The sequence below is a fragment of the Pseudomonadota bacterium genome (genome assembly GCA_018817425.1).
In the GTDB taxonomy this organism is placed as follows: Bacteria; Desulfobacterota; Desulfobacteria; order Desulfobacterales; family RPRI01; genus RPRI01.
Window position 1 is genome coordinate 25,340 of the sequence record JAHITX010000131.1, and the last position, 19,430, is coordinate 44,769.

At 39.5% G+C, this 19,430-nt stretch carries 22 protein-coding genes; 21 read left to right on the plus strand and 1 reads right to left on the minus strand.

Annotation, left to right across the window (positions count from 1 at the left end; genetic code table 11):
* Positions 1–81 precede the first annotated feature (81 nt).
* The 13 genes from KKC46_21885 (at position 82) to KKC46_21945 (ending at position 11,978) form a co-directional block, all read left to right on the plus strand.
* On the plus strand, positions 82–1,278 hold the full coding sequence (locus tag KKC46_21885) for a flavodoxin domain-containing protein (GenBank protein ID MBU1056453.1): 1,197 nt from the start codon (positions 82–84) through the stop codon (positions 1,276–1,278).
* A complete protein-coding gene (locus tag KKC46_21890) occupies positions 1,259–1,453 on the plus strand; it encodes a ferredoxin (protein ID MBU1056454.1) in 195 nt (64 codons plus the stop codon). Before KKC46_21885 ends, KKC46_21890 begins: the two co-directional genes overlap by 20 nt.
* Entirely contained in the window at positions 1,435–2,121 is a 687-nt protein-coding gene (locus KKC46_21895; GenBank protein ID MBU1056455.1) for a HEAT repeat domain-containing protein, read from the plus strand. The genes KKC46_21890 and KKC46_21895 overlap by 19 nt, the downstream gene beginning before the upstream one ends.
* A 17-nt stretch (positions 2,122–2,138) precedes the next feature.
* Entirely contained in the window at positions 2,139–2,513 is a 375-nt protein-coding gene (locus tag KKC46_21900; GenBank protein MBU1056456.1) for a hypothetical protein, read from the plus strand.
* A 171-nt stretch (positions 2,514–2,684) separates the two neighbouring features.
* Positions 2,685–2,867: a hypothetical protein gene (locus tag KKC46_21905; GenBank protein MBU1056457.1), complete on the plus strand. Its 183-nt coding sequence runs from the start codon at positions 2,685–2,687 to the stop codon at positions 2,865–2,867.
* A 299-nt stretch (positions 2,868–3,166) separates the two neighbouring features.
* Positions 3,167–3,499 carry a hypothetical protein gene (locus tag KKC46_21910; protein ID MBU1056458.1) on the plus strand — a complete coding sequence of 111 codons (333 nt, stop codon included), beginning with the start codon at positions 3,167–3,169 and terminating at the stop codon, positions 3,497–3,499.
* A 79-nt stretch (positions 3,500–3,578) separates the two neighbouring features.
* Positions 3,579–3,842 carry a transposase gene (locus KKC46_21915; protein MBU1056459.1) on the plus strand — a complete coding sequence of 88 codons (264 nt, stop codon included), beginning with the start codon at positions 3,579–3,581 and terminating at the stop codon, positions 3,840–3,842.
* Positions 3,843–4,138: 296 nt separating this feature from the next.
* The gene (locus tag KKC46_21920) at positions 4,139–4,750 is read left to right on the plus strand and encodes a TetR/AcrR family transcriptional regulator (GenBank protein ID MBU1056460.1); all 612 of its coding nucleotides are present in this window, start codon (positions 4,139–4,141) and stop codon (positions 4,748–4,750) included.
* A 39-nt stretch (positions 4,751–4,789) separates the two neighbouring features.
* Positions 4,790–6,004 (plus strand): efflux RND transporter periplasmic adaptor subunit, encoded by a 1,215-nt coding sequence (locus KKC46_21925; protein ID MBU1056461.1) that lies wholly within the window; start codon positions 4,790–4,792, stop codon positions 6,002–6,004.
* On the plus strand, positions 6,004–9,090 hold the full coding sequence (locus KKC46_21930; GenBank protein ID MBU1056462.1) for an efflux RND transporter permease subunit: 3,087 nt from the start codon (positions 6,004–6,006) through the stop codon (positions 9,088–9,090). The genes KKC46_21925 and KKC46_21930 overlap by 1 nt, the downstream gene beginning before the upstream one ends.
* A gap of 119 nt (positions 9,091–9,209) precedes the next feature.
* The gene (locus KKC46_21935; GenBank protein MBU1056463.1) at positions 9,210–9,968 is read left to right on the plus strand and encodes an SDR family oxidoreductase; all 759 of its coding nucleotides are present in this window, start codon (positions 9,210–9,212) and stop codon (positions 9,966–9,968) included.
* A gap of 213 nt (positions 9,969–10,181) precedes the next feature.
* Positions 10,182–10,934 carry a DUF1571 domain-containing protein gene (locus tag KKC46_21940; GenBank protein ID MBU1056464.1) on the plus strand — a complete coding sequence of 251 codons (753 nt, stop codon included), beginning with the start codon at positions 10,182–10,184 and terminating at the stop codon, positions 10,932–10,934.
* A 9-nt stretch (positions 10,935–10,943) separates the two neighbouring features.
* Entirely contained in the window at positions 10,944–11,978 is a 1,035-nt protein-coding gene (locus KKC46_21945) for a radical SAM protein (GenBank protein ID MBU1056465.1), read from the plus strand.
* On the opposite strand, the gene KKC46_21950 is transcribed toward KKC46_21945, so the two are convergent.
* Entirely contained in the window at positions 11,961–12,986 is a 1,026-nt protein-coding gene (locus KKC46_21950; GenBank protein ID MBU1056466.1) for a radical SAM protein, read from the minus strand. The genes KKC46_21945 and KKC46_21950 overlap by 18 nt on opposite strands.
* Positions 12,987–13,022: 36 nt before the next feature.
* On the opposite strand from KKC46_21950, the gene KKC46_21955 reads away from it, so the two are divergent.
* Genes KKC46_21955 through KKC46_21990 form a run of 8 tightly spaced genes read left to right on the plus strand, consistent with a single transcriptional unit; the run spans position 13,023 to position 19,417 of the window.
* On the plus strand, positions 13,023–14,297 hold the full coding sequence (locus tag KKC46_21955) for a rhodanese-like domain-containing protein (GenBank protein MBU1056467.1): 1,275 nt from the start codon (positions 13,023–13,025) through the stop codon (positions 14,295–14,297).
* A gap of 27 nt (positions 14,298–14,324) precedes the next feature.
* The gene (locus KKC46_21960; GenBank protein MBU1056468.1) at positions 14,325–14,786 is read left to right on the plus strand and encodes a beta-hydroxyacyl-ACP dehydratase; all 462 of its coding nucleotides are present in this window, start codon (positions 14,325–14,327) and stop codon (positions 14,784–14,786) included.
* On the plus strand, positions 14,779–15,726 hold the full coding sequence (locus tag KKC46_21965; GenBank protein MBU1056469.1) for a hypothetical protein: 948 nt from the start codon (positions 14,779–14,781) through the stop codon (positions 15,724–15,726). Before KKC46_21960 ends, KKC46_21965 begins: the two co-directional genes overlap by 8 nt.
* Positions 15,723–16,970 (plus strand): beta-ketoacyl-[acyl-carrier-protein] synthase family protein, encoded by a 1,248-nt coding sequence (locus KKC46_21970; GenBank protein MBU1056470.1) that lies wholly within the window; start codon positions 15,723–15,725, stop codon positions 16,968–16,970. The genes KKC46_21965 and KKC46_21970 overlap by 4 nt, the downstream gene beginning before the upstream one ends.
* Positions 16,960–17,706: an SDR family oxidoreductase gene (locus KKC46_21975; protein ID MBU1056471.1), complete on the plus strand. Its 747-nt coding sequence runs from the start codon at positions 16,960–16,962 to the stop codon at positions 17,704–17,706. The genes KKC46_21970 and KKC46_21975 overlap by 11 nt, the downstream gene beginning before the upstream one ends.
* Positions 17,706–18,305: a nitroreductase family protein gene (locus KKC46_21980; GenBank protein ID MBU1056472.1), complete on the plus strand. Its 600-nt coding sequence runs from the start codon at positions 17,706–17,708 to the stop codon at positions 18,303–18,305. The genes KKC46_21975 and KKC46_21980 overlap by 1 nt, the downstream gene beginning before the upstream one ends.
* 4 nt (positions 18,306–18,309) lie before the next feature.
* The gene (locus KKC46_21985; protein MBU1056473.1) at positions 18,310–18,711 is read left to right on the plus strand and encodes a hypothetical protein; all 402 of its coding nucleotides are present in this window, start codon (positions 18,310–18,312) and stop codon (positions 18,709–18,711) included.
* Positions 18,704–19,417 carry an SDR family oxidoreductase gene (locus KKC46_21990; GenBank protein MBU1056474.1) on the plus strand — a complete coding sequence of 238 codons (714 nt, stop codon included), beginning with the start codon at positions 18,704–18,706 and terminating at the stop codon, positions 19,415–19,417. Before KKC46_21985 ends, KKC46_21990 begins: the two co-directional genes overlap by 8 nt.
* Positions 19,418–19,430 lie beyond the last annotated feature (13 nt).

Here is a 19,430-nt window from a genome sequence, read left to right on the forward strand (position 1 = left end):
ATTAAATCTATCCATGCAAAAAGGGCGTTTTTAGTTTAAATCTATCTATAGTAATTATCTACCCTAAATAGAGAAAAGAATATGAAACCTGTACAAATTGCAAAAGATATTTATGATGTTGGAGTTAACGACTGGAACATAAGAGATTTCCACGGCTATTCCGTTGATTTCGGAACTAGTTATAATTCCTTTTTAATAGTGGATAAAAAAATAGCTCTGATAGATACGGTTAAAGCCGAATTTGCCGATCAATTGATTGAAAATATATCGCAAATCATAGATCCTAAAAAGATTGATTATGTTATCAGCAATCATACGGAAATGGATCATTCCGGCGGATTGCCCCGTGTGATGCACAGAGTTGGTGAGGATAAACCGCTGTATTGTTCCAAAATGGGACAAAAAAATCTATCCCGCCATTTCGGGCAGAAATGGAATTATCATCCGGTAGAAAATGGCGAGGAACTTTCTCTTGGAAATAAAACTCTTACCTTTCTTGAAACAAAAATGCTTCACTGGCCTGACAGCATGTTTTCATACCTTAAAGAAGATAAAATCCTGTTTTCAAGCGATGCTTTCGGCCAGCATTATGCGGGAAACGAGAAATTTGATGATGTTATCGGACATGTTATTATGCCGCATGCAAAAAAATATTTTGCCAATATACTTCTGCTTTATGCTCCGCTGATATTAAAGCTTGTTGAACAGGTTACCGATCTCAAACTTGAGATTAATATGATTTGCCCTGACCATGGCATATTATGGCGAAAAGATCCGGGAAAAATAATTAATGCCTATGTTGAATGGAGCAGCCAGAAAGCAAAAAATAAAGCCGTTATTATTTATGATACCATGTGGCACAGCACTGAAAAAATGGCAAATGCGATTGTTGCAGGTCTTGTTGAGCAGGGTGTTGCTGCAAAGCCATATCATTTGAGAAAATGGAACAGAAGCGATATCATGACCCAGGTTTTGGATGCAAAAGCAATAATAGTCGGTTCGCCTACATTAAATAATGGATTGTTTCCAACGCTAAGTGATTTTCTAACGTATATGAAAGGCCTTAAGCCCAAAAATAAAATTGGAGCGGCTTTTGGTTCATACGGCTGGAGTGGGGAGTCTGTTAAGCTGCTTAACAATGAGCTTGAATCAATGCATATAGAACTTGTTGATCCGGGCTTAAAGTTTCAATATGTGCCTGACAATGAATGCATTAAAGCATGCATTGAAATGGGAAAAAAGATAGGTAAATTAATAAATGAAAGCACCGGTAGTTGAACTTGGCGAATGTATACTATGTGGTATTTGTGTTGATCTGGCGCCTTCCGTTTTTAAACTAAGCAGTGGCGGATATATTGAAGTCGCCGATCTTTCGGTATATCCCGAAGCTGATGTAGATGACGCAATAAAAAACTGTCCTTCAGACTGCATATTATGGAACGAGAATCAGTAAAGCAATTAGGAGGAAAAAAGCTTAAAAACTACATCAATGACTTATTGTCTGATGCGGATTTTGATCAAAGAATCAGTGAAATTCTTCTTCTGCCCGGAAGAAAGGTAGTAAACTATCTGTTTTCAAATCTTTACAGCAAAGAAGAGCTGGTAAAATGGCGGTCTGTAACAGCAATGGGAGAAGTAGTTTCGGCTATTGCCGATTCCGATATAGAGTCGGCGCGTGTTGTTATGCGCCGGCTTATCTGGAATTTAAACGATGAATCAGGCGGAATCGGCTGGGGATCTCCAGAATCAATGGCGGAAATCATTGCAAAACATGATAAGCTCGGAGAAGAATATAATCGTATTTTAATCTCTTATATAAATAAAAATGGAAATTATCTTGAAAATGAAGTGCTTCAGCAGGGAGTGCTGTGGGGAATAGGAAGAATTGCTGATAAAAAACCGCAACTAGTAAAAGATTCTTTTCCTTTGCTTGAACCTTACATCAAAAGCCGGGATTCCTTATCACGCGGCCTTGCGGCAAAGGCAATGGCTGCCATAGATCATGAAAAAGCAAAACCTGCTCTTCTTTTTCTTGAAAATGATAATTCGAAAATTATAATTTATGAAAACGGCAAACTTGCAGAATTTATGATCAGTCAGATAGTGGCTAATCTTTTATGATAAAGGAGAACCTGGTTATGAAAATAAATATCAAACTTATATTATGTATATCCGTTTTCTTTTTTCTTTTAGCAGGAACAGCTTATGCCAATAAATCTTCAGTTACAATTGATGTGCCTGAATCGGTTGCAAAAGGCACAGAGGTAACTATCAAGTTGAATATTATACATAATGGAAACAATATGTTCCATCATACCGAATGGGTATATGTTAAAGTTAATGGAAATGAAATTGCAAGATGGGATTTTTCTACATTAAACAGACCTGAGACGGAAAATTTTACAGAAGAAGTAAAATATACAGTAAATGAACCGGTTCAGATTGAAGCTGAAGCAAGTTGTAATGTCCATGGAAGTACAGGGCTAAAAAATGCAGCCATTAATGTAAAATAAACATTAGAGCCAGTTTCAAAACGCCCCATTTTGGCCGATCTTAAGCGTTGGGCTCAAATTTTAATCCTCGAAATACTCAATGTATTCCTGCGGTTGAAATTTTCTCCCGCCTTGAGCTTGACCAAACTGAAACGTTTTGAAAGTGGCTCAATATTTTGGAGATACTGCCTTATGCAAATCGGAGGTGTTTCAATAATTCTGATTGGGGGATTGATAAATTTCGGTTTGCTTTTATTCCAGCTTTTGTCGGGTCTTCATTATATTAAGGTGCCGATCGGAGTGCATAAAAAAACCGGCATTATTCTTGTAGTTTTTGCCTTTATCCATGGCTTGCTTGGTATTTTTGCAGATTAAAGAAAGTCACTAATTGCTTTCCCCCCTTCCCGTTTTGTTGATTAATCAATATATGATGGGTTCGTAAAAAGTAATATTTTATAACATACGGTTCAGCAGTATTGTTATAATATACTATGGCATTATGCATTAAATATCACGGAAGAATCGGATAACGCCAAATACGTCAGCACTAAAACATTGTGGAACAACCGAAACATAATTGTACAAAACAGTCTTGAAGATATAATCTTCAGCTCCGGCACAGCCAAGCGGCTGAAGCTTTCAAGATCAATACCGACAAGCAGCGTCTTGACTCAGTGCATATAAAGTCCAATATGCGCAGGCTTGGTAGAATCGGAATTTTTTCCGAAACCATCTATAAATTTATGGCTAATCTTAAACGGCAGCATCCCGCTTTCTTTGATAATGATACCGATAATCCTGTTTTGATAAAGAAACCCAAAAAGGTTGCTTCCGATTCACTACAGAATCCGTCCGATCCCGATGCAAGTTACAGCGGCCATAAAGGACAGGGGTATCAAGTTCAGATCATGGAGACATACTCACCATGTGATAACCCCGAGGAGAAACCGCTCAATCTTATTGCCCACGTTCATGTTGAACAGGCGCATCAAAGCTGCGAATTTTAGATATCCTTTGATGGTAAAGTCTTAGCCTGTCCGCAGGGGCATCCGCCTTGTTGTAGTCAAAAAGAAAAAGCGCAACAGCGTGGGTTTTGATATGGAGGTTTGCAGCAATTGTCCCAAACAATTACAATGTTCGGTTAAAAAAGGCCGCAAATTTTATTATCTTCGGTTTACGGAAAAAAACAAACGTATTGCCATGCGCAGGTTGTATGAAAAAACCGATGAGTTCAAAGATCGTTACCGCTGGCGCTCCGGAGTTGAAGCCACCATGTCGGAATATGACCGGAGAACCGGGGTCAAGCGTCTTCGGGTTAGAGGACTCAAAGCTGTAAGTGTGCAGTTCTGATAGCTTTGGGAGTTAATATCTTTAGAGCTACAGCATTCAGAATGGCACAAATAATGCCAAAACAGGGGTTATGCGCGGTATAACAGCCGCCCCCATTAATATTTTACATATATCAAAGAACAATTTATACTTTTTTAACCAAAAATTAACATCAGGTACTAATATTTACTACTGAGTCAGTATCTTTTAAAAAAAGCTATAAACGACTTTTTAAGAGTTCATCATATAAAGAACCCTTGACATATGAATATATATTCATTATTTTGAATATATATTCATACCGGAAGGAAAAAAGCATGGCCAAGTTAGCTGAAACACGCAAGGCGGAATGGGATTTGGTGATGAAAAATGCCATCTATGAGGCAACCGTAGCGGTTTTAAACCAGCATGGTTTTGATGGTTTGAGAATGGATCGCGTGGCCAAAAAAGCGGAGGTGGCCACCGGGACATTATATAATTACTTTAAGAACAAAGCCGAACTGTTGCGTCATGTTATAGACACCCGGTTTAAGCCTATCAACCATGATTTTCTTGAAATTCTCAAGAGCGCAATTTCTCCTGAAGAAAAGCTGAGGAACTTTGTGCGTATATTTTTGAATTCTATTAAAAAGTACCGAAGCCTTATGATTATCGTCACTACTGCCGAAAGCTTGTCTTTACCCATAAAGGCTGCAGTTGATGAAAAACGTGAAATCGGTCAAAAATTACTTGCCGATGTTATCAAAGAAGGGATTGCTCAAGGCAAATTTCGGCATGTTAACCCCATGCAAACCGCCAGATTAATTTTCGGAGCCCTGTACGGTATTATACAGCCGATGCTCGACACTAATGAGGAGATTCGAAATGATGATTCTGATCTTTCGGATTGTATGACTTTCTTTTCCTCAGGCCTTTTTAAAATACAATAAGCTCAAGATATCCAAAACCGGTAAACAAAGGAATGATCTATGAGTCGTAAAATCAAAACTTTTACGGTTACGGCAGCTATCATTATTGTGATCATTTTCGGATATGTTTTTAATTTCCGAACAAACGGTCAATCCAGCACAAAGCCAGGTTCATCCGAAAAAGTAATGGACAGTGTAAAACGTGCGATCCCTGTGGTTTTAACACCTATCTCCATACGGAATTTCGAGGAACGGATTGTAGTACAGGGCAATCTGGAAGCAAAAAATATCGCTATGGTGCCATCCCGTGTAAATGCCACAATTGAGACTATTTTTGTAGATGAAGGAGACCTTGTTCTTGCCGGAAAGACCAGGCTTTTTAAAATAGATGCATTAAAACTTAACAAGGCGGTAGAGATAGAAAGACAGGCTTTTGCTATTGCCGATTGTACATTAAACGAAAAACACGCAAACTTTGAACGTGTGGAAGCAGACCTTCACAAGGCTAAGATTGATTACAATCGTTTTATGTTGTTACTCAAAGATCATATCGTAAGCAAGGACGACTTTGAACAGGTTGAATCCCGTTACAAACAGGCGGTTGCATCACTCAAACTTGCACAAACTCTGATAGATTTGGCGGAGCAGCAAAAACGTCAGGCCGAGACCTCTTTGGAGATGGCCGAAAAGGATCTTCAGGATGCAATTGTTTATGCCCCAATCAGCGGAAAGGTCAGTCACCGATTCCAGGAACCCGGAGAGATGGGAGCTACGACAAAACCGGTTTTGGAAATTGTGGACCCAGCAGTAATTGAGGTTTCGGCTTTTTTGCCGTCGGAATACTACCCGGTCGTTCTCCCGGGTAAAACACCAATGCGTATCCGGGTCTATGGCATTGAACTGAATAATCAGATCATTTCTTACAAGAGCCCTACCATACATGAAAAAATGCGTACCTTTGAGATTAAATGCGTTATAAAAAACCCCCCTGAAAATGTTGTTCCGGGAGCCATGGCCGAAATAGAAGTACTGCTAGCGCAACGAAAGGGCCTGGGAGTTCCGAAGGCTTCTCTTCAACAACGCGGGGGTCGCACTATAATCTTTTTGGTTGAAAAAGATGTGGCCCGAATGGTCGAGGTTGAGACCGGCCTTGAAAGTGATGGATGGATTGAGCTTAAGGGAAATAATCTTCACGAAAAAACCTTTGTGGTGAGCATGGGGCAGTTTCTGCTTGAAGAAGGAACTCGTGTTACCGTCCAAAAGGAAAGTCTCTAATGCTTCTTCCGGATATTTCAATAAAGCGGCCTGTAGCGATATCTTGTCTTATCATTGCTTTGATTCTTTTAGGACTAAACGCATACAGAAAGATGCCACTGGAGTTTCTTCCCAAAATGGACTCCCCCTTTATTACAATTGTCACCGTATACCCTGGCGCCAGCCCTGCTGAAATAGAAACGGATATTGCCAAGAAAATCGAGGATGCAGTGGTTTCCATTGACGGACTCAAGCACTTCACCTCTACGTGTATGGAAAATGTCAGTCAGACATTTCTTGAGTTCGAACTTGATGTGAATATCGATGAAGCAGCAAATGATGTCAGGGAAAAAATAGATCTTATCATCGAGAAACTGCCGGTGGATGCCGAAAAACCCAAAGTCTTCAAATTTGACTTAAATGCCAGGCCTATAATTACATTTGCTCTCACAGGAGAACTGTCTGTGGAGGAGTTGTACGATTATGCCGACAATACCCTTCGCGATCGTGTTTCGGTGCTTCAGGGTGTTGCCGATGTGCAGTTATTCGGCGGTGCAGAGAGAGAAGTCAATATTTTGCTGGACAGAGACAAGCTCGCAGCTCGTGGGCTTACGAGCATAGCCGTAGTTAATGCAATAAAACAGGGCATCAGCACTATTCCTTCAGGCCGTGTAAAACAGTCGGGAACGGAATATTCCGTCAAATTTGATGCTGAGTACAGAAAAGTGAGCAACATCGGAAACCTGGAGATTTCAAATGAAAAGGGCTCGCGTTGTTACCTGAAAGATATCGGTTCGGTGAGCATGGCAACGGAAGAATTGCGCCAGGCCTCATTTATCAACGGCAGAACATGTATCGGCATCCGGGTTGTGAAAAAAGCAGATGCAAATACCGTTAAGGTAGTAAACCTTGTACATGAGGCCATGGATGATATTAAAGCCACATTGCCCGGAGGTATGGATCTTGTTTGGGTTTCAGACGATGGTTCATTTATTCAGGCTTCTGCTGATGCCGCCGCCTCTAACATTGCAGCAGGGGTATTGTTGACAGCAGCAGTTTTGTTTATTTTCCTTCACCATTTTCGTCCCACTCTGGTTGTGGCAATAACAATGCCGGTTACAATCGTAATCACTATCCTTTTTATGCACAGCATGCAGTTTAGTTTAAATACTTCAACACTTCTTGCTGTGGGTCTTTCAGTGGGTATCCTGGTTACAAACTCGATTGTAGTAATGGAAAGTATTGTCACGCGCATGTCACAGACAAACAACCCGATTGAGGCGTCCAAATTGGGTGCAACCGATGTAGCCACTGCTGTCATAGCCAGCGCAGGAACCAATGCAGTGGTTCTTCTTCCCATTTCCCTGATGGGGACAATGGTTGGGCGTTTTTTTAATCCTTTTGCCTTAACCATGATCGGTGCAACCGCCATTTCTCTTTTCGTATCCTTTACCCTGACCCCAATGCTCTGCTCATTTTTATTGAAGCAAAACCGGATAAAACCAAACAAGCAATTATCCGGTAGTATTGAAGCCGCCTGGAACCGGATGTTTAACCGTTTATCCGTAATTTATGAGTCCGTTCTGCGCCAGTTGACGCGCAATCGCTGGGCTGCTGCAGGATTACTGAGCGCGGTGCTTCTTTTGACCTTTTTGTCAATTAAACTGATCCCGTTGGTCGGTCTGACTTTTTTTGGTGATGTCGACAAGGGAGAGGTGGTTGTAAGGCTTGAATATCCCACAGCATACAATCTTGAACAAACAATAATGAGGGTGAAGCAGGCTGAAGATTTACTCAAGGACCTGCCAAACGTATCCAATCTATTCACCCTGGTCGGCAAGGTGGAAAATCTTTTGGGCGCATCCTCCGAAGGCGTGCATCTCGGCCAGATTCTGATCAAGTTTGTTGACAGGACAAAACGCACTGAGACCATGGAAGATATATTAGTAAAAGTCCGCGGCCGGCTGGCAAATTACCCGGATAGTATTGTAACTGCGAGCGCAACAGACCCTTTGGGCGGACAAAACATACCCCTTCAAATGGAAATTGCAGGCACGGACCTTTCGGTTTTGGACAGCGCAGCAGAAAGAGTGCTGAAACTTTGCCGGGAGATTAAGGGCATTGTCGATCCCGATTCATCAGCCCGATCAGGCAAGCCTGAGCTTCGCATTCTGCCACGCAGGGCGGTTCTCTCCGATTTGGATACATCAATCTTTGGTTTAGGGACTGTCATAAGAGGTAACCTGGAGGGTATCATTGCGGGTTCCTACAAAGAAGGCGCACGCACTTACGACATTAGAGTTAAATTTGCAGAAAAAGAAGGTAAAAACCAGGTAAAAGCATTTCTTTTTCCAGGAGGACCGGGACATCCGATTACTCTTGATAATTTTGCAAAGGTAGAAGAAACTGTTTCACCTGTTCTTATTAACCGAAAAGACAAGAGCCGCGTTTCACTTGTATATGCACATCTAAGCGGCAATACGCCACTTGCCACAGTAGTAAAAGACCTGAGCCGGGCTATTGACCAAAAAGGCAATTTGCCTCCAGGCTATACTTATCGCTTCTTCGGCAAAACCGAGGATATGGAAGAAGCCGGCGAAAAGTTTATGGAAGCCGGAATTATTGCTATCGTACTCACTTATCTGCTTCTTGCAGCCATTCTGGAATCTTTCAAACAACCAATTATTATTTTATTTACCATACCGATGGCGCTGATCGGTTTTATCTGGGCGCTCTACATAGCTGGCAAACCCATTGATATTTTTATTCTTTTAGGAGCTGTTATGCTTATTGGAATTGTGGTTAACAATGCCATTCTTATCATGGGAAAGATGAATCAATATATTGCCCAAGGTTTGCCCCGGCATGAAGCTATGGTTCAATCCGCAGTTGATGAACTTCGTCCCATCATCATGATCACTTCGGCTGCGATTTTGGGAATGCTGCCTCTGGCTGTCGGCCGGGGGTTGGGAAGTGAATTTCGCTATGGTATCGGCATTGCTTCAGTGGGCGGGATTTTTGTTTCAGGTCTGCTAACTCTTGTTGTGCTGCCTGTTTTGTATAATCTTTTTACCCGTAATATTCACCGGGAAACACAAGAGCAATAAGGATTTTTGACAGTCATAATCTTCTTTTATGATGGCTTCGTGACTCCCCTTGATGTTTTAAGGCTGTGGTAGTTTAAAATTGAATTAAAATTTAATAATATCAATCAGGAGATATTAATATGGCAGGACGATTAGAAAATAAGGTAGTACTTATAACCGGAACAGGCGGTGGTCAGGGAAAGGCTGCAGCAATCCTGTTTGCAAAGGAAGGTGCTAAGGTCGTTGGCTGTGATTTAAAAGTGGAAGACAATAAGGAAACGGTCCGCATAATTCGGGAAGCTGGTGGTGAGATGGTTTCACTGGAGCCTATTGACCTTACAAACGCTGAACACGCCAAACGGCTAGTAGCATTGACGGAAAAGACCTATGGCCGGCTTGATGTGCTCTATAACAATGCCAGTGCTGCCCGCTTCGCTCCGATGATGGAAATGTCTTTTGAAGATTGGGACTTTACTATCAAAAATGAGCTAAATTTGATCTTCGTAATAACAAAAGCAGCACTTCCTCTGATGGTCAAATCCAAAGGAAGCTCCGTCATCAATACCGCTTCTATTGCCGGGATGGTAGCAGCTCATGGAAATTCAGTATCCCATGCCGCAACAAAAGGAGGCGTAATTGCTTTTAGCAGACAGCTATCTATTGAGGTTGCGTCACATGGAATCCGTGTGAATACAATTTCTCCGGGGGTGATCCGGACACCGGGAACAGAGCATATATTTTCTGATCAAAACCTTGTTGATATGATGGTGAAACAAATACCCATGGGACGCTATGGCCTTCCGGAAGATATTGCAAAGGTGGCTTTGTTTCTGGCTTCAGATGATTCAGGGTTTATGACAGGGACAACTATTGTTGTTGATGGCGGTCAAACAGCTTAATAGAAAGACAATCTTTTATTATAAATCAAACCCCGGTCTGAACTATGAAAATAATGATATGTCCGATATTTTATTATTTACATTTCATCTGTCCAAGAACTAAAGTGATAGGTAGTTGATTAAAAAGAAATCTACCATAGATTATCATCCCGTTTCTACAGCAACCAAAGAAGTTTGTCCTGTAAGATAATGAGGCAGGCAAAGAGTAAGAAGATGATAAATAAAATTTGCGGCAATCTTATCGGAAAATACAAATATACGCTTAAGGTTGGAGTAGTATTTGTTTTTTTATCATCATATGCTGCACAGGCTTATTCAGCTGATTTGGATCTTTTCATAAAACAGTGCAGGCAAAGCTATAGCAAAGTATCAGATTTTTCCTGTATGTTTCACAAAAAAGAGCGGCTTAAAGATGAACTGGTTGAAGAAAAATATATTATTTTCAAGTTCAAAAAGCCTGCGTCATACTATTATAAGTATACAGAAGGAGTAGGAGAAGGCGCTGAAGCAATCTATGTTCATGGCAAATACGAAAACAAATTAAAAATACATCTTGGCAAATTTCTTGGATTTATTAATCTTTCATTAGATCCCGGAGGCTGGTTTTATATGAAGTACAACCGCCACACTGTTTTTGAATCAGATTTTAGTCATATAATTGATCTGATTGAAAATAATTACAACAAAGCCAAAACAAATAAGGAAGTATCTATTGAAATAAAGAAAGAATATATATTAGATGGTCGCCAAACATATTTAATTAAAGCAGTTTTCCCCAGGAAACAATGCTATTACGGTCATATCATATATATTTATTTAGATAAGCAACTGATGCTGCCGATAAAAATTGAAGTATATGGATGGGATAATGAGCTTTTGGAAATGTACTACTATTCAGACATTAAAATTAACAATTGCTTTTCAGATATGGAATTTGACATTAAAAACCCGGCATATGGCTTTTAGCTTAAATCTATGGCACGAACCTTATTTAATGAACACAGTAAAAAAATCAAATATGCTCTTTCATTTATAAGAAAAAGAATAATTCATGTGAATTTGCAGATTTTGTATCAATGCAATTTCAAATGCAATATTTGTGATTTCTGGAAGACACCGCATACCCAAAAGCCTCTGTTATCCCTTTCTCAGGTAAAAATAATTACGGAAAAATTAAAAGACATAGGCCCTCAGGTAATTTCCATCGGTGGTGGCGAACCCCTTTTGCATCCTGAAGTTATCGAAATTGCAAGAGTACTTTCAAAAGATAATTTCGGGGTAATGATAACAAACGGATGGTATGTTACAAAAGATATTGCACAAGATCTTTTTAAGGCAGGTCTTTATGAAATCAGTGTTTCTGTGGACTATGCCGATCCAAAAAAACATGACAAGATGCGCGGTAAAGAAGGAGCATTTGACAGGGCGGTAGAAGCACTTTACATATTAAACAAAAACAGAACACATCCCTATCAGCGCATACATATGATTACAACTGTAGGAGATGATAATATAGAAGATATTGAACCATTGATTCACCTTTGCAAGGATATCGGAGTGACTTATCTTATTTCTTACTATTCAAACAATAGGGGTAATTTTAAACCGGTAGAAAATGAGAAAACAATCAGTGATCATTTGGTATCGCTTCATAACAAATATCGGCACTTTGTGGCACTAAGAGATTACCTGACCGGTATTTCCAAGGGAAACGGGAACAATGACAAACCATTATGCTTTACCGGTAAGAATCTTATCAATATTGATTCACAAGGTAGCATATCGCTTTGTATAGACAGACTGGATGAATCTGCAGGAAATATTTTTACGGACAATATGTCAACCATCTTGCATAATCTTACCAAAATGCATAAAACGAACACATGCAACAATTGCTGGACAAGCTGCCGCGGGTCTATAGAAACAATTTTGTATGGAAAACAGCGGCTGGCCAATCTTTTTGATTATTATCAGATGACAAGAGAAGTTAAATTAGGACAGCGTTTTTAATTTTTGTTTAAGCATCAAATACAATTCATTAAATATTGAAAAAGGGTAAGTAAGTATAAGGGAAAAGCCAAGAGCGCATGCAGAATGGCATTGCCTGCCGCAATCGGGCTGAGAGCCAAACTTGTTCTTGGCATTTAATCTGATTTGGTGTAAATAGTTATTTTCCAAAAGGTTTTCGGCAAGATTTCCGATTTCAAGGCAGGGATAAAATACATCTCCAGTGGGAGATACAACCAGCATAGTAAAAGGATAACAGGTAAATTTGTTAAAATTTTTCATATATTCAAGATAAAGCAAAGAGCCGTAAACCGGACCGCCCTTTTGCTTTTCGGCTATAAGAAAGTCATAAAATTGTTTATAGTCGGGGTTATCGGTTAGTGACGCATGCGCTTTTACGCCAACAAGTTGCGGGCAGGCAGCAAAAGTACAGTTATTTTGTTTTGCAAAATGATAAACATCATATAGATCATTAATGTTTTCAGGAGTAACAACGCTGGAAATAAGCATTTCATATTTCCGGCCGGGTTGATTAGCCGCCAGATTTATATTTGAAATAATTTTTTTCAATGAGCCTTTTCCAATACCGTACCAGGCATCAGCTTTGGTATGGTCAAGCGCATCAAGGCTGATTACCAGTGAATGAATGTTTGCTGTTATAACTGACAAATAAATATCTAAATCATAACCATTTGTTGTAAGTACTATTTGTTTGAAACGAAGTTTTCCGATTCTTTGCATGATATATTCGAAATCCGGATGGTTAAGAGGTTCGCCACCGGTAATAACAAGGTAATCACAATGCGAGCGTATTTTTTCAATAAGAGAGATTACGGATTTTCCCGGAAGTACCTCTGCAGGCAGGGCATAGTAAGGACGCTTTGAACCATCGCTGCAATATGGACAGCGAAAATCGCATGCATATGTAAGATAATAGACGGATAAAAAAGGATGCCATTTATCGGTATAGTTAAACCATTTATGATAAAAATATTTTAATATATCATTCACTCTTTTATTTGCTCATTTGCATAAGGTAAATACGCCATGACCCGATTTGCAAAAACTGTTTTTATCCTGTTTATCTCAATCGCCTTAATTATTCCACCGGCATTATATTATATTTTTTCCAATGTTCCAACCATATCCGCACAAGAAGTTATAAAAAAGCTGCAATCAGATCCGGGAAGCATTACTGTTCTTGATGTAAGAGATAGTATTGATTTTGACAAAGCCCATATACAATCGGCTCAAAACATGCCATATGATGCTTTTTCACAAAAAGATCTCTCAAACGGGCAGATAACAAATCTGAAATCCAAAAGAGTTTATATAATTTGTGAGAACGGCCTTGCCAGTATTGATATTACTCGAAAATTAAGAAAACTTGATATAAAAGCATTTAATATAAAAGGTGGGATGCAGGCATGGATTGCCGCCGCTGGAAGTATTTGTCAAAAATCAGACTGCGATTTTATAGCTGCTTCGGGAAAACAAATCCCTATTCCGTTTAAGACCACACCAATTGTTTTACAATGGGTTGCCGTGTTTAACGGTATTGTTATCAAACCTTTGTATACGCTTTTATCATTTATAATTATTGTTATCCTTTGGAAGAAGACCGAACCCGAACTGCGCGCAATCAAATACTCCATGTTTTTCTTCTTTAATGGAGAAAACAGTTGTGCTGCTAATTATATTTTTTTTAATCATGATTCCTATTTGTTTGAATACCTGCATATTGTCGGTATGCTTCTTGGTTTTGGTTTTTTTCTATACGGTCTTTTTGAAGGTATAGATAAATATCTGCTCCATTATTCCGATCAAAAAAAATCCTGCTCACTGACCGGATTATGCCGCAAATGCATAAAATATGACGATGTTACCTGCGGTTTGCAAAGAGTATTAATATTTACAGGAATTGCCTTTTCCGGTATAGCTCTGATGCCTGTTTGCGCTAAATTAAAAATGGTTTCTTATAACACGATTATTGTGGATATTGCTTACAATTACAGCCATCCGGTCATTTATCAGTTGTTTGAAATGCAGTATTTACCTGTTGTGGCATCTATTTTAATGTTGGCTGCTACCTTTATATTATGGAAAAATAAAAATGCCGTGCATACTGCAAAACTTGTTTTTGCCGCAGCAATAGGCACAATGTCTTTTGCTATCTTTCGGTTTGTTTTGTTTCATTGTTATGATGATTCATTATTTTGGATGGATTTCTGGGAAGAAATAACCGAATTTTGTTTTATACTAAGTATATTGTTTGTGCTGTGGACTTTCAGACGATCATTTTTTCAAAGACCAGGTAAATAATACCGAAAATTGTCTTACAGGAGAAAAATGCGATTTATACTCATTGACCGGATTACAGACTGGAAACCCGGCAAGTATGCAAAAGCAACAAAAAATATAAGTTTAAGCGAAGATTTCTTTGATGACCATTTCCCTTTAAAACCTGTCATGCCGGGTGTTCTTATTTTAGAAGGGCTCGCTGAGGTAGCCGGGTTGCTTCTTGAAGAAACGGTTCGAAATAATGAAGGCCGAAATGTGAAAGCACTACTTTCTCTGATTGAAAAAGCCAAATTTCGCGATTTTGTTAAACCGGGCGATTGCCTTGTATATGAAGTCGATATTGAATCTATCAATGAAATAGGTGGAAAAATAAAAGGCCGGATCACAAGAAGTGGTAAACAAATCGGCGATGCCCGCCTGGTTTTTTCTTTTCGTGAAATTGAAAATTCATATCTTGATAAAAGGCGAAGTGAAATGCTTGCTTTTCTTCTGGGTGAAAATAATGCCTGAAGTTGCAATTACAGGAATTGGTATTGTTTCTCCTTTTGGAATAGGGAAAAATATTTTTTATTCATCTCTTCAAAAAAAGAAGCCTGTTCATCTCGAACCCTTATCTGAATTTCACGGCACACAATTAGAAAATTATGGTGTTGGCTCTGTTGCCGATTTTAAGGATGCATCAAAACAGTTTAATCGTAAACACATCAAATTTATGTCTACAGCCGCTCTTATTGGCTGTCTTGCCGGTAAAGAAGCTGCCGATGAGGCTTGTATCACAGAACGGTTTGCGCCACATCGCATAGGAATTTTCTCAGCAACCGGACTTACTGCTGCAAATATAAGCGAAAGCAGGGAAATGCTTGAAGAATGTATGGATGAAGATGGCAATTTCTCAGAAATTTTGTTCGGAGAAAAGGGATTGCCGTCTCTTAATCCGTTAAACTCATTTAAAATACTTCCGAATATTCCACCCTGCATCCTGTCTTTAATACTAGGCGTAAAAGGTCCCAACATGATATTTAATCCATGGGAGGATCAGGCTGCCTGCGCGATACTTGAAGGTTACAAAGCAGTCAAAGAAGGTGAAGCCGATTGCGTGCTGGTCGGCGCCGCAGATACTCCCTCTTCCCCGCCAACCGTTGCTTATTTAAAACAACAAAATATTTTGGGAGAAAACAGCTATCCTTCATCTGCCGGAGCATATCTTGTACTTGAATCTGACGAAACCGCTATAAAACACCACAGAAAAATCTATGGCATTGTAAAAAATATTGAAGTAATCTGTTCTGCCCAAAAAGTATATGATCCACTTTCAGCGGTTATTGGCAGAACATTTGCTGCAGCGCCTGCTCTTTTTCTTGCAGGGGCCGCGATGGGTATTACTAATAATCGGCAGATGATCGGTACGCACGGGACCCGATTTGAATTTTCGCTTGAGATAAATAAATGAAAAGAAGGGTTGTTATTACAGGTATCGGATGCGTTTCGCCTTTTGGCGTTGGAATTGATATTTTCTGGTCTTCTATTTCCAAGGATGTATCCGGCATATCAAAAATATCACGTTTTGACAGTAGTAAATTTGAAGTACACCTTGCAGGCGAAATTAAACATCAAATACCAGGCTTCAGTGAATATGATAAAATATTTAAAGAAGATGTTAAAATATCTTTTGCATTAAATGCCGCCGATCAGGCTATGAAAGATGCCGGAATAATAAATCTTAACCCCAAAGCACTTTTACATATAGGGACATCACTTGAAACAATCGACCTTCAAAAGATTATTCAAAACAAAAGTACGCAGCTTAAAGATATTTTACAAAGAAGTTTAAAAGATGGTGCACGGCCACTTCAGATGCCATTAGATATTGCATGTGAACTGATTGAAGCAGTATATGGTGTTCCCGGATTAAAAATTACAAATGTAAGTGCTTGTGCAGCATCCACTCAGGCAATCGGGCATGCGTTTCGGCGTATCAGGGACGGTTCTTATGATATGGCTCTATGCGGTGGATTTGACTCCATGATCAATCCATTAGGTATCGGAGGCTTTCAATTACTGGGGGCATTGAATACAAATAGTGACCTTGGAGCGCGTGCGTGCAGACCTTTTGATGCCGCCAGAAGCGGAACCGTTATAGGAGAAGGCGCCGCCATGTTTGTGATAGAACCTTTAGATCAGGCATTAAAAATGAATAAATTCATTTATGCGGAAATTAAAGGGTATGGCACATCTTTAGATGCTTATAATTTAAGCGCTCCTGATCCGGAAGGAACCGGCGGAGAACAAGCTGTTCGAAATGCTTTAAATGATGCAAATATTAAAGCAAATGAAATTGATGCTGTCAGCGCGCATGGTACAGGGACTTATCAAAACGATAAGGTGGAAGCCACTATGTTACGCAGAATTTTTGGAGATAAATGGAAAAGCATTCCTGTTATATCTACCAAATCTCTTGTCGGACATCTTATCGGTGCCGCCGGGGCAATTGAAACAGCCGCATGTATTCAGGGTTTTGTTCAACATATACTACATCCCAATGGATCATTACAAAAAACCGGAGATGGATGTGAACTGGATCATATTGTGAACAGCCCGAGAGAATTTAACGGCACTAATATTTTAAAAAATTCTTTCGGATTCGGCGGACAAAATGCCGCAATAATTTTAGGTAATGCAAAACATGGCAATTAATAAGACCCAAAATAATCAAAAAGTTGCACTTGTTGTGGGGGTAAGCAGCGATATCGGACAGGCCATAGCAGAAAAACTGTCACATATGAATATAAAACTTCATCTTACAGCACATAAAAATAAGTCGCGTGCCGAAGAGTTTGCAAAAACACTTTCATCATGCAGCTTGCATTCTCTGGATATAAAAAATTCAGACCAGACGGATCAGTTGTGTGAATTGATTTTTGAAAAAGAAAAGCGCCTGGATATAATGATAAACTGCGCTTCTGTTAATATAGAACAGCCTGCGCTTGGAATGAATGATGATGAATGGAAAAATGTAGTTGATGTTAATTTGACCGGGGCTTTTTATTTATGCCGCAGTGTTGCAAAATATATGATAACAAACCGCTATGGAAGAATTGTAAACATTTCTTCCATAGCTGCAACAAGAGGAGGTCGGGGTCAGATTAATTATGCCGCTTCAAAATCAGGACTTGAATCAATGACACGTGTAATGGCTCTCGAACTTGGCCGTAAGGGAGTTCTTGTTAATTGTATTGCTCCAGGCTGTATTGAAACTAAAATGACACAGCGGGTTCGCAATGAATACGGAGAAGAAATTCTTAAAAAAATTGCCCTTCGCCGTTTTGGATTACCGGTTGAGGTTGCCGAACTGGTGTGTTTTTTGTGCTCCGATGCCTGTTCTTATATTACAGGCCAGGTTATTCGGATTGACGGAGGATATAGCTTATAATGGATTTGTTAAAGGCCATAAAAGACCGAAGAAGTGTACACCGCTTTTTAGAAAAAATACCGGCAAAAGAATTGTTGTTTGAACTTATTGAATATGCCGTTATGGCGCCAAATGCCATGAACCGTCAGGATTGGCGATTTACCATCATCCGCTCTCATAAAGTAAAACAACAAATTTCTTCTGTGGTGGAAAAGAAATGGTCACAGTCTGGTGATGGAGAATCCGGAATTGATGATCCTATAAAAACATATGCAGGTAATTTTATTTCTTTTGTAAGCGCACCTGTTTTAATCATGGTAGATATTAAAAAACCACCGCGGTTTTTAATTAAACGATATGATGAAAACGCAGCTAAAATTACAGGAAGCTACGCATCCGCTTGTATGGCTGTGCAAAATCTTCTTTTGGCATCACACGATAAAGGATTGGGCACATGTGTATATTCCGGATTTCTTGCGGCTGAAAATGAAGTCAAACAGATTTTAAACATTTCGGATAAAAGAGAACTGGTGTGTCTTATCGCGCTAGGATACCCGGATGAAAACCCGCTGCCACCCGGCCGAAATGATATTCAACATATATTAACAATTATAGATTAGGTAGATGATGACAAGAGAAGATATATTAAATGGTATAAAAGATTGTCTGGTCGAAGTAGTAGATATCAATCGCGCTGACATACATGAATCATCCAAATTGATTGATGATCTTGGTGCGGATTCGCTGGATTTACTGGATCTGATTTTTCAGCTTGAACAATACTTTAAGATCAAGCTTTCTGCCCGTAAATTCGAAAAACAGATTCAAAAAGAACTTGGAGATATCCCGCTTGAAGTAGAAGGCGTATATACTAAAGAAGCTATTACCTTAATTCGAAAATACATGACGGAAATCCCGGAAGAAGAACTCCAAAATGGCCTTACCATTCAGGATTTTCCGAAAAGATTCAGAGTTTCAACCATGATAAATCTGGTTGAAAGTACATTGGAGAAAACAAATGAATAGAACTGTTTTGATCACTGGTGGAAGCGGTGAATTGGGCCAGGTGCTGGTAGCACGTTATACTGAGGCAAATGATCGGGTTTTTTTTACATTTCATCAAAATAGCAAAAACGCCGGAAAAATTGCCGAAAAGACTGGGGCTACTCCTATTCAGGCGGATTTAACCAAGCCGGACCAGGTAGCACAGATGATAGAGCAAATTGAAAAACAAGTCCCTGCTATAGATATTCTGATAAACAATGCCGGTGCAACTCAGGTTATGCCTTTTGCTCTGATTGAAGAAGAAGACTGGGATTATATTATTAATGCTAATCTGAAATCCATGTTTCTGACAACCAAGGCAGTCGCAAGAGGCATGATAGCCGCCAAAAAAGGCGTAATTATTAATATCGGATCTATTGCCGGAAAACGACTCCTTGAAGTTCCGGTACATTATGCTACAACAAAAGCAGCAGTATTCGGTTTTACAGTTTCACTGGCAAAAGAACTTGCCCGGTATAAAATTCGCGTGAATATGGTAACGCCTGGTATGCTGGAATCCGGTGTCAGTAGTATGGTCCCGGAAAAAAGAAAAGAGGAATATTTAAAACATTGTACTGCAGGAAGGCCTGGTAAAATGAGCGAAGTCGCTTCTGTTATCTATTTTTTATCAAGCGAAGATGCAAGCTATATAAATGCTCAGGAAATTATTGTAGATGGCGGATTATAGTAAAAGGAAAGTA

Coding starts and splice junctions, on each gene's coding strand:
- KKC46_21985 (MBU1056473.1), top strand. CDS start 18,310: ATGATGACAAGAGAAGATATATTAAATGGTATAAAAGATTGTCTGGTC.
- KKC46_21890 (MBU1056454.1), top strand. CDS start 1,259: ATGAAAGCACCGGTAGTTGAACTTGGCGAATGTATACTATGTGGTATT.
- KKC46_21965 (MBU1056469.1), top strand. CDS start 14,779: ATGCCTGAAGTTGCAATTACAGGAATTGGTATTGTTTCTCCTTTTGGA.
- KKC46_21895 (MBU1056455.1), top strand. CDS start 1,435: ATGGAACGAGAATCAGTAAAGCAATTAGGAGGAAAAAAGCTTAAAAAC.
- KKC46_21905 (MBU1056457.1), top strand. CDS start 2,685: ATGCAAATCGGAGGTGTTTCAATAATTCTGATTGGGGGATTGATAAAT.
- KKC46_21960 (MBU1056468.1), top strand. CDS start 14,325: ATGCGATTTATACTCATTGACCGGATTACAGACTGGAAACCCGGCAAG.
- KKC46_21990 (MBU1056474.1), top strand. CDS start 18,704: ATGAATAGAACTGTTTTGATCACTGGTGGAAGCGGTGAATTGGGCCAG.
- KKC46_21920 (MBU1056460.1), top strand. CDS start 4,139: ATGGCCAAGTTAGCTGAAACACGCAAGGCGGAATGGGATTTGGTGATG.
- KKC46_21955 (MBU1056467.1), top strand. CDS start 13,023: ATGACCCGATTTGCAAAAACTGTTTTTATCCTGTTTATCTCAATCGCC.
- KKC46_21900 (MBU1056456.1), top strand. CDS start 2,139: ATGAAAATAAATATCAAACTTATATTATGTATATCCGTTTTCTTTTTT.
- KKC46_21930 (MBU1056462.1), top strand. CDS start 6,004: ATGCTTCTTCCGGATATTTCAATAAAGCGGCCTGTAGCGATATCTTGT.
- KKC46_21975 (MBU1056471.1), top strand. CDS start 16,960: ATGGCAATTAATAAGACCCAAAATAATCAAAAAGTTGCACTTGTTGTG.
- KKC46_21935 (MBU1056463.1), top strand. CDS start 9,210: ATGGCAGGACGATTAGAAAATAAGGTAGTACTTATAACCGGAACAGGC.
- KKC46_21945 (MBU1056465.1), top strand. CDS start 10,944: ATGGCACGAACCTTATTTAATGAACACAGTAAAAAAATCAAATATGCT.
- KKC46_21925 (MBU1056461.1), top strand. CDS start 4,790: ATGAGTCGTAAAATCAAAACTTTTACGGTTACGGCAGCTATCATTATT.
- KKC46_21980 (MBU1056472.1), top strand. CDS start 17,706: ATGGATTTGTTAAAGGCCATAAAAGACCGAAGAAGTGTACACCGCTTT.
- KKC46_21970 (MBU1056470.1), top strand. CDS start 15,723: ATGAAAAGAAGGGTTGTTATTACAGGTATCGGATGCGTTTCGCCTTTT.
- KKC46_21885 (MBU1056453.1), top strand. CDS start 82: ATGAAACCTGTACAAATTGCAAAAGATATTTATGATGTTGGAGTTAAC.
- KKC46_21940 (MBU1056464.1), top strand. CDS start 10,182: ATGATAAATAAAATTTGCGGCAATCTTATCGGAAAATACAAATATACG.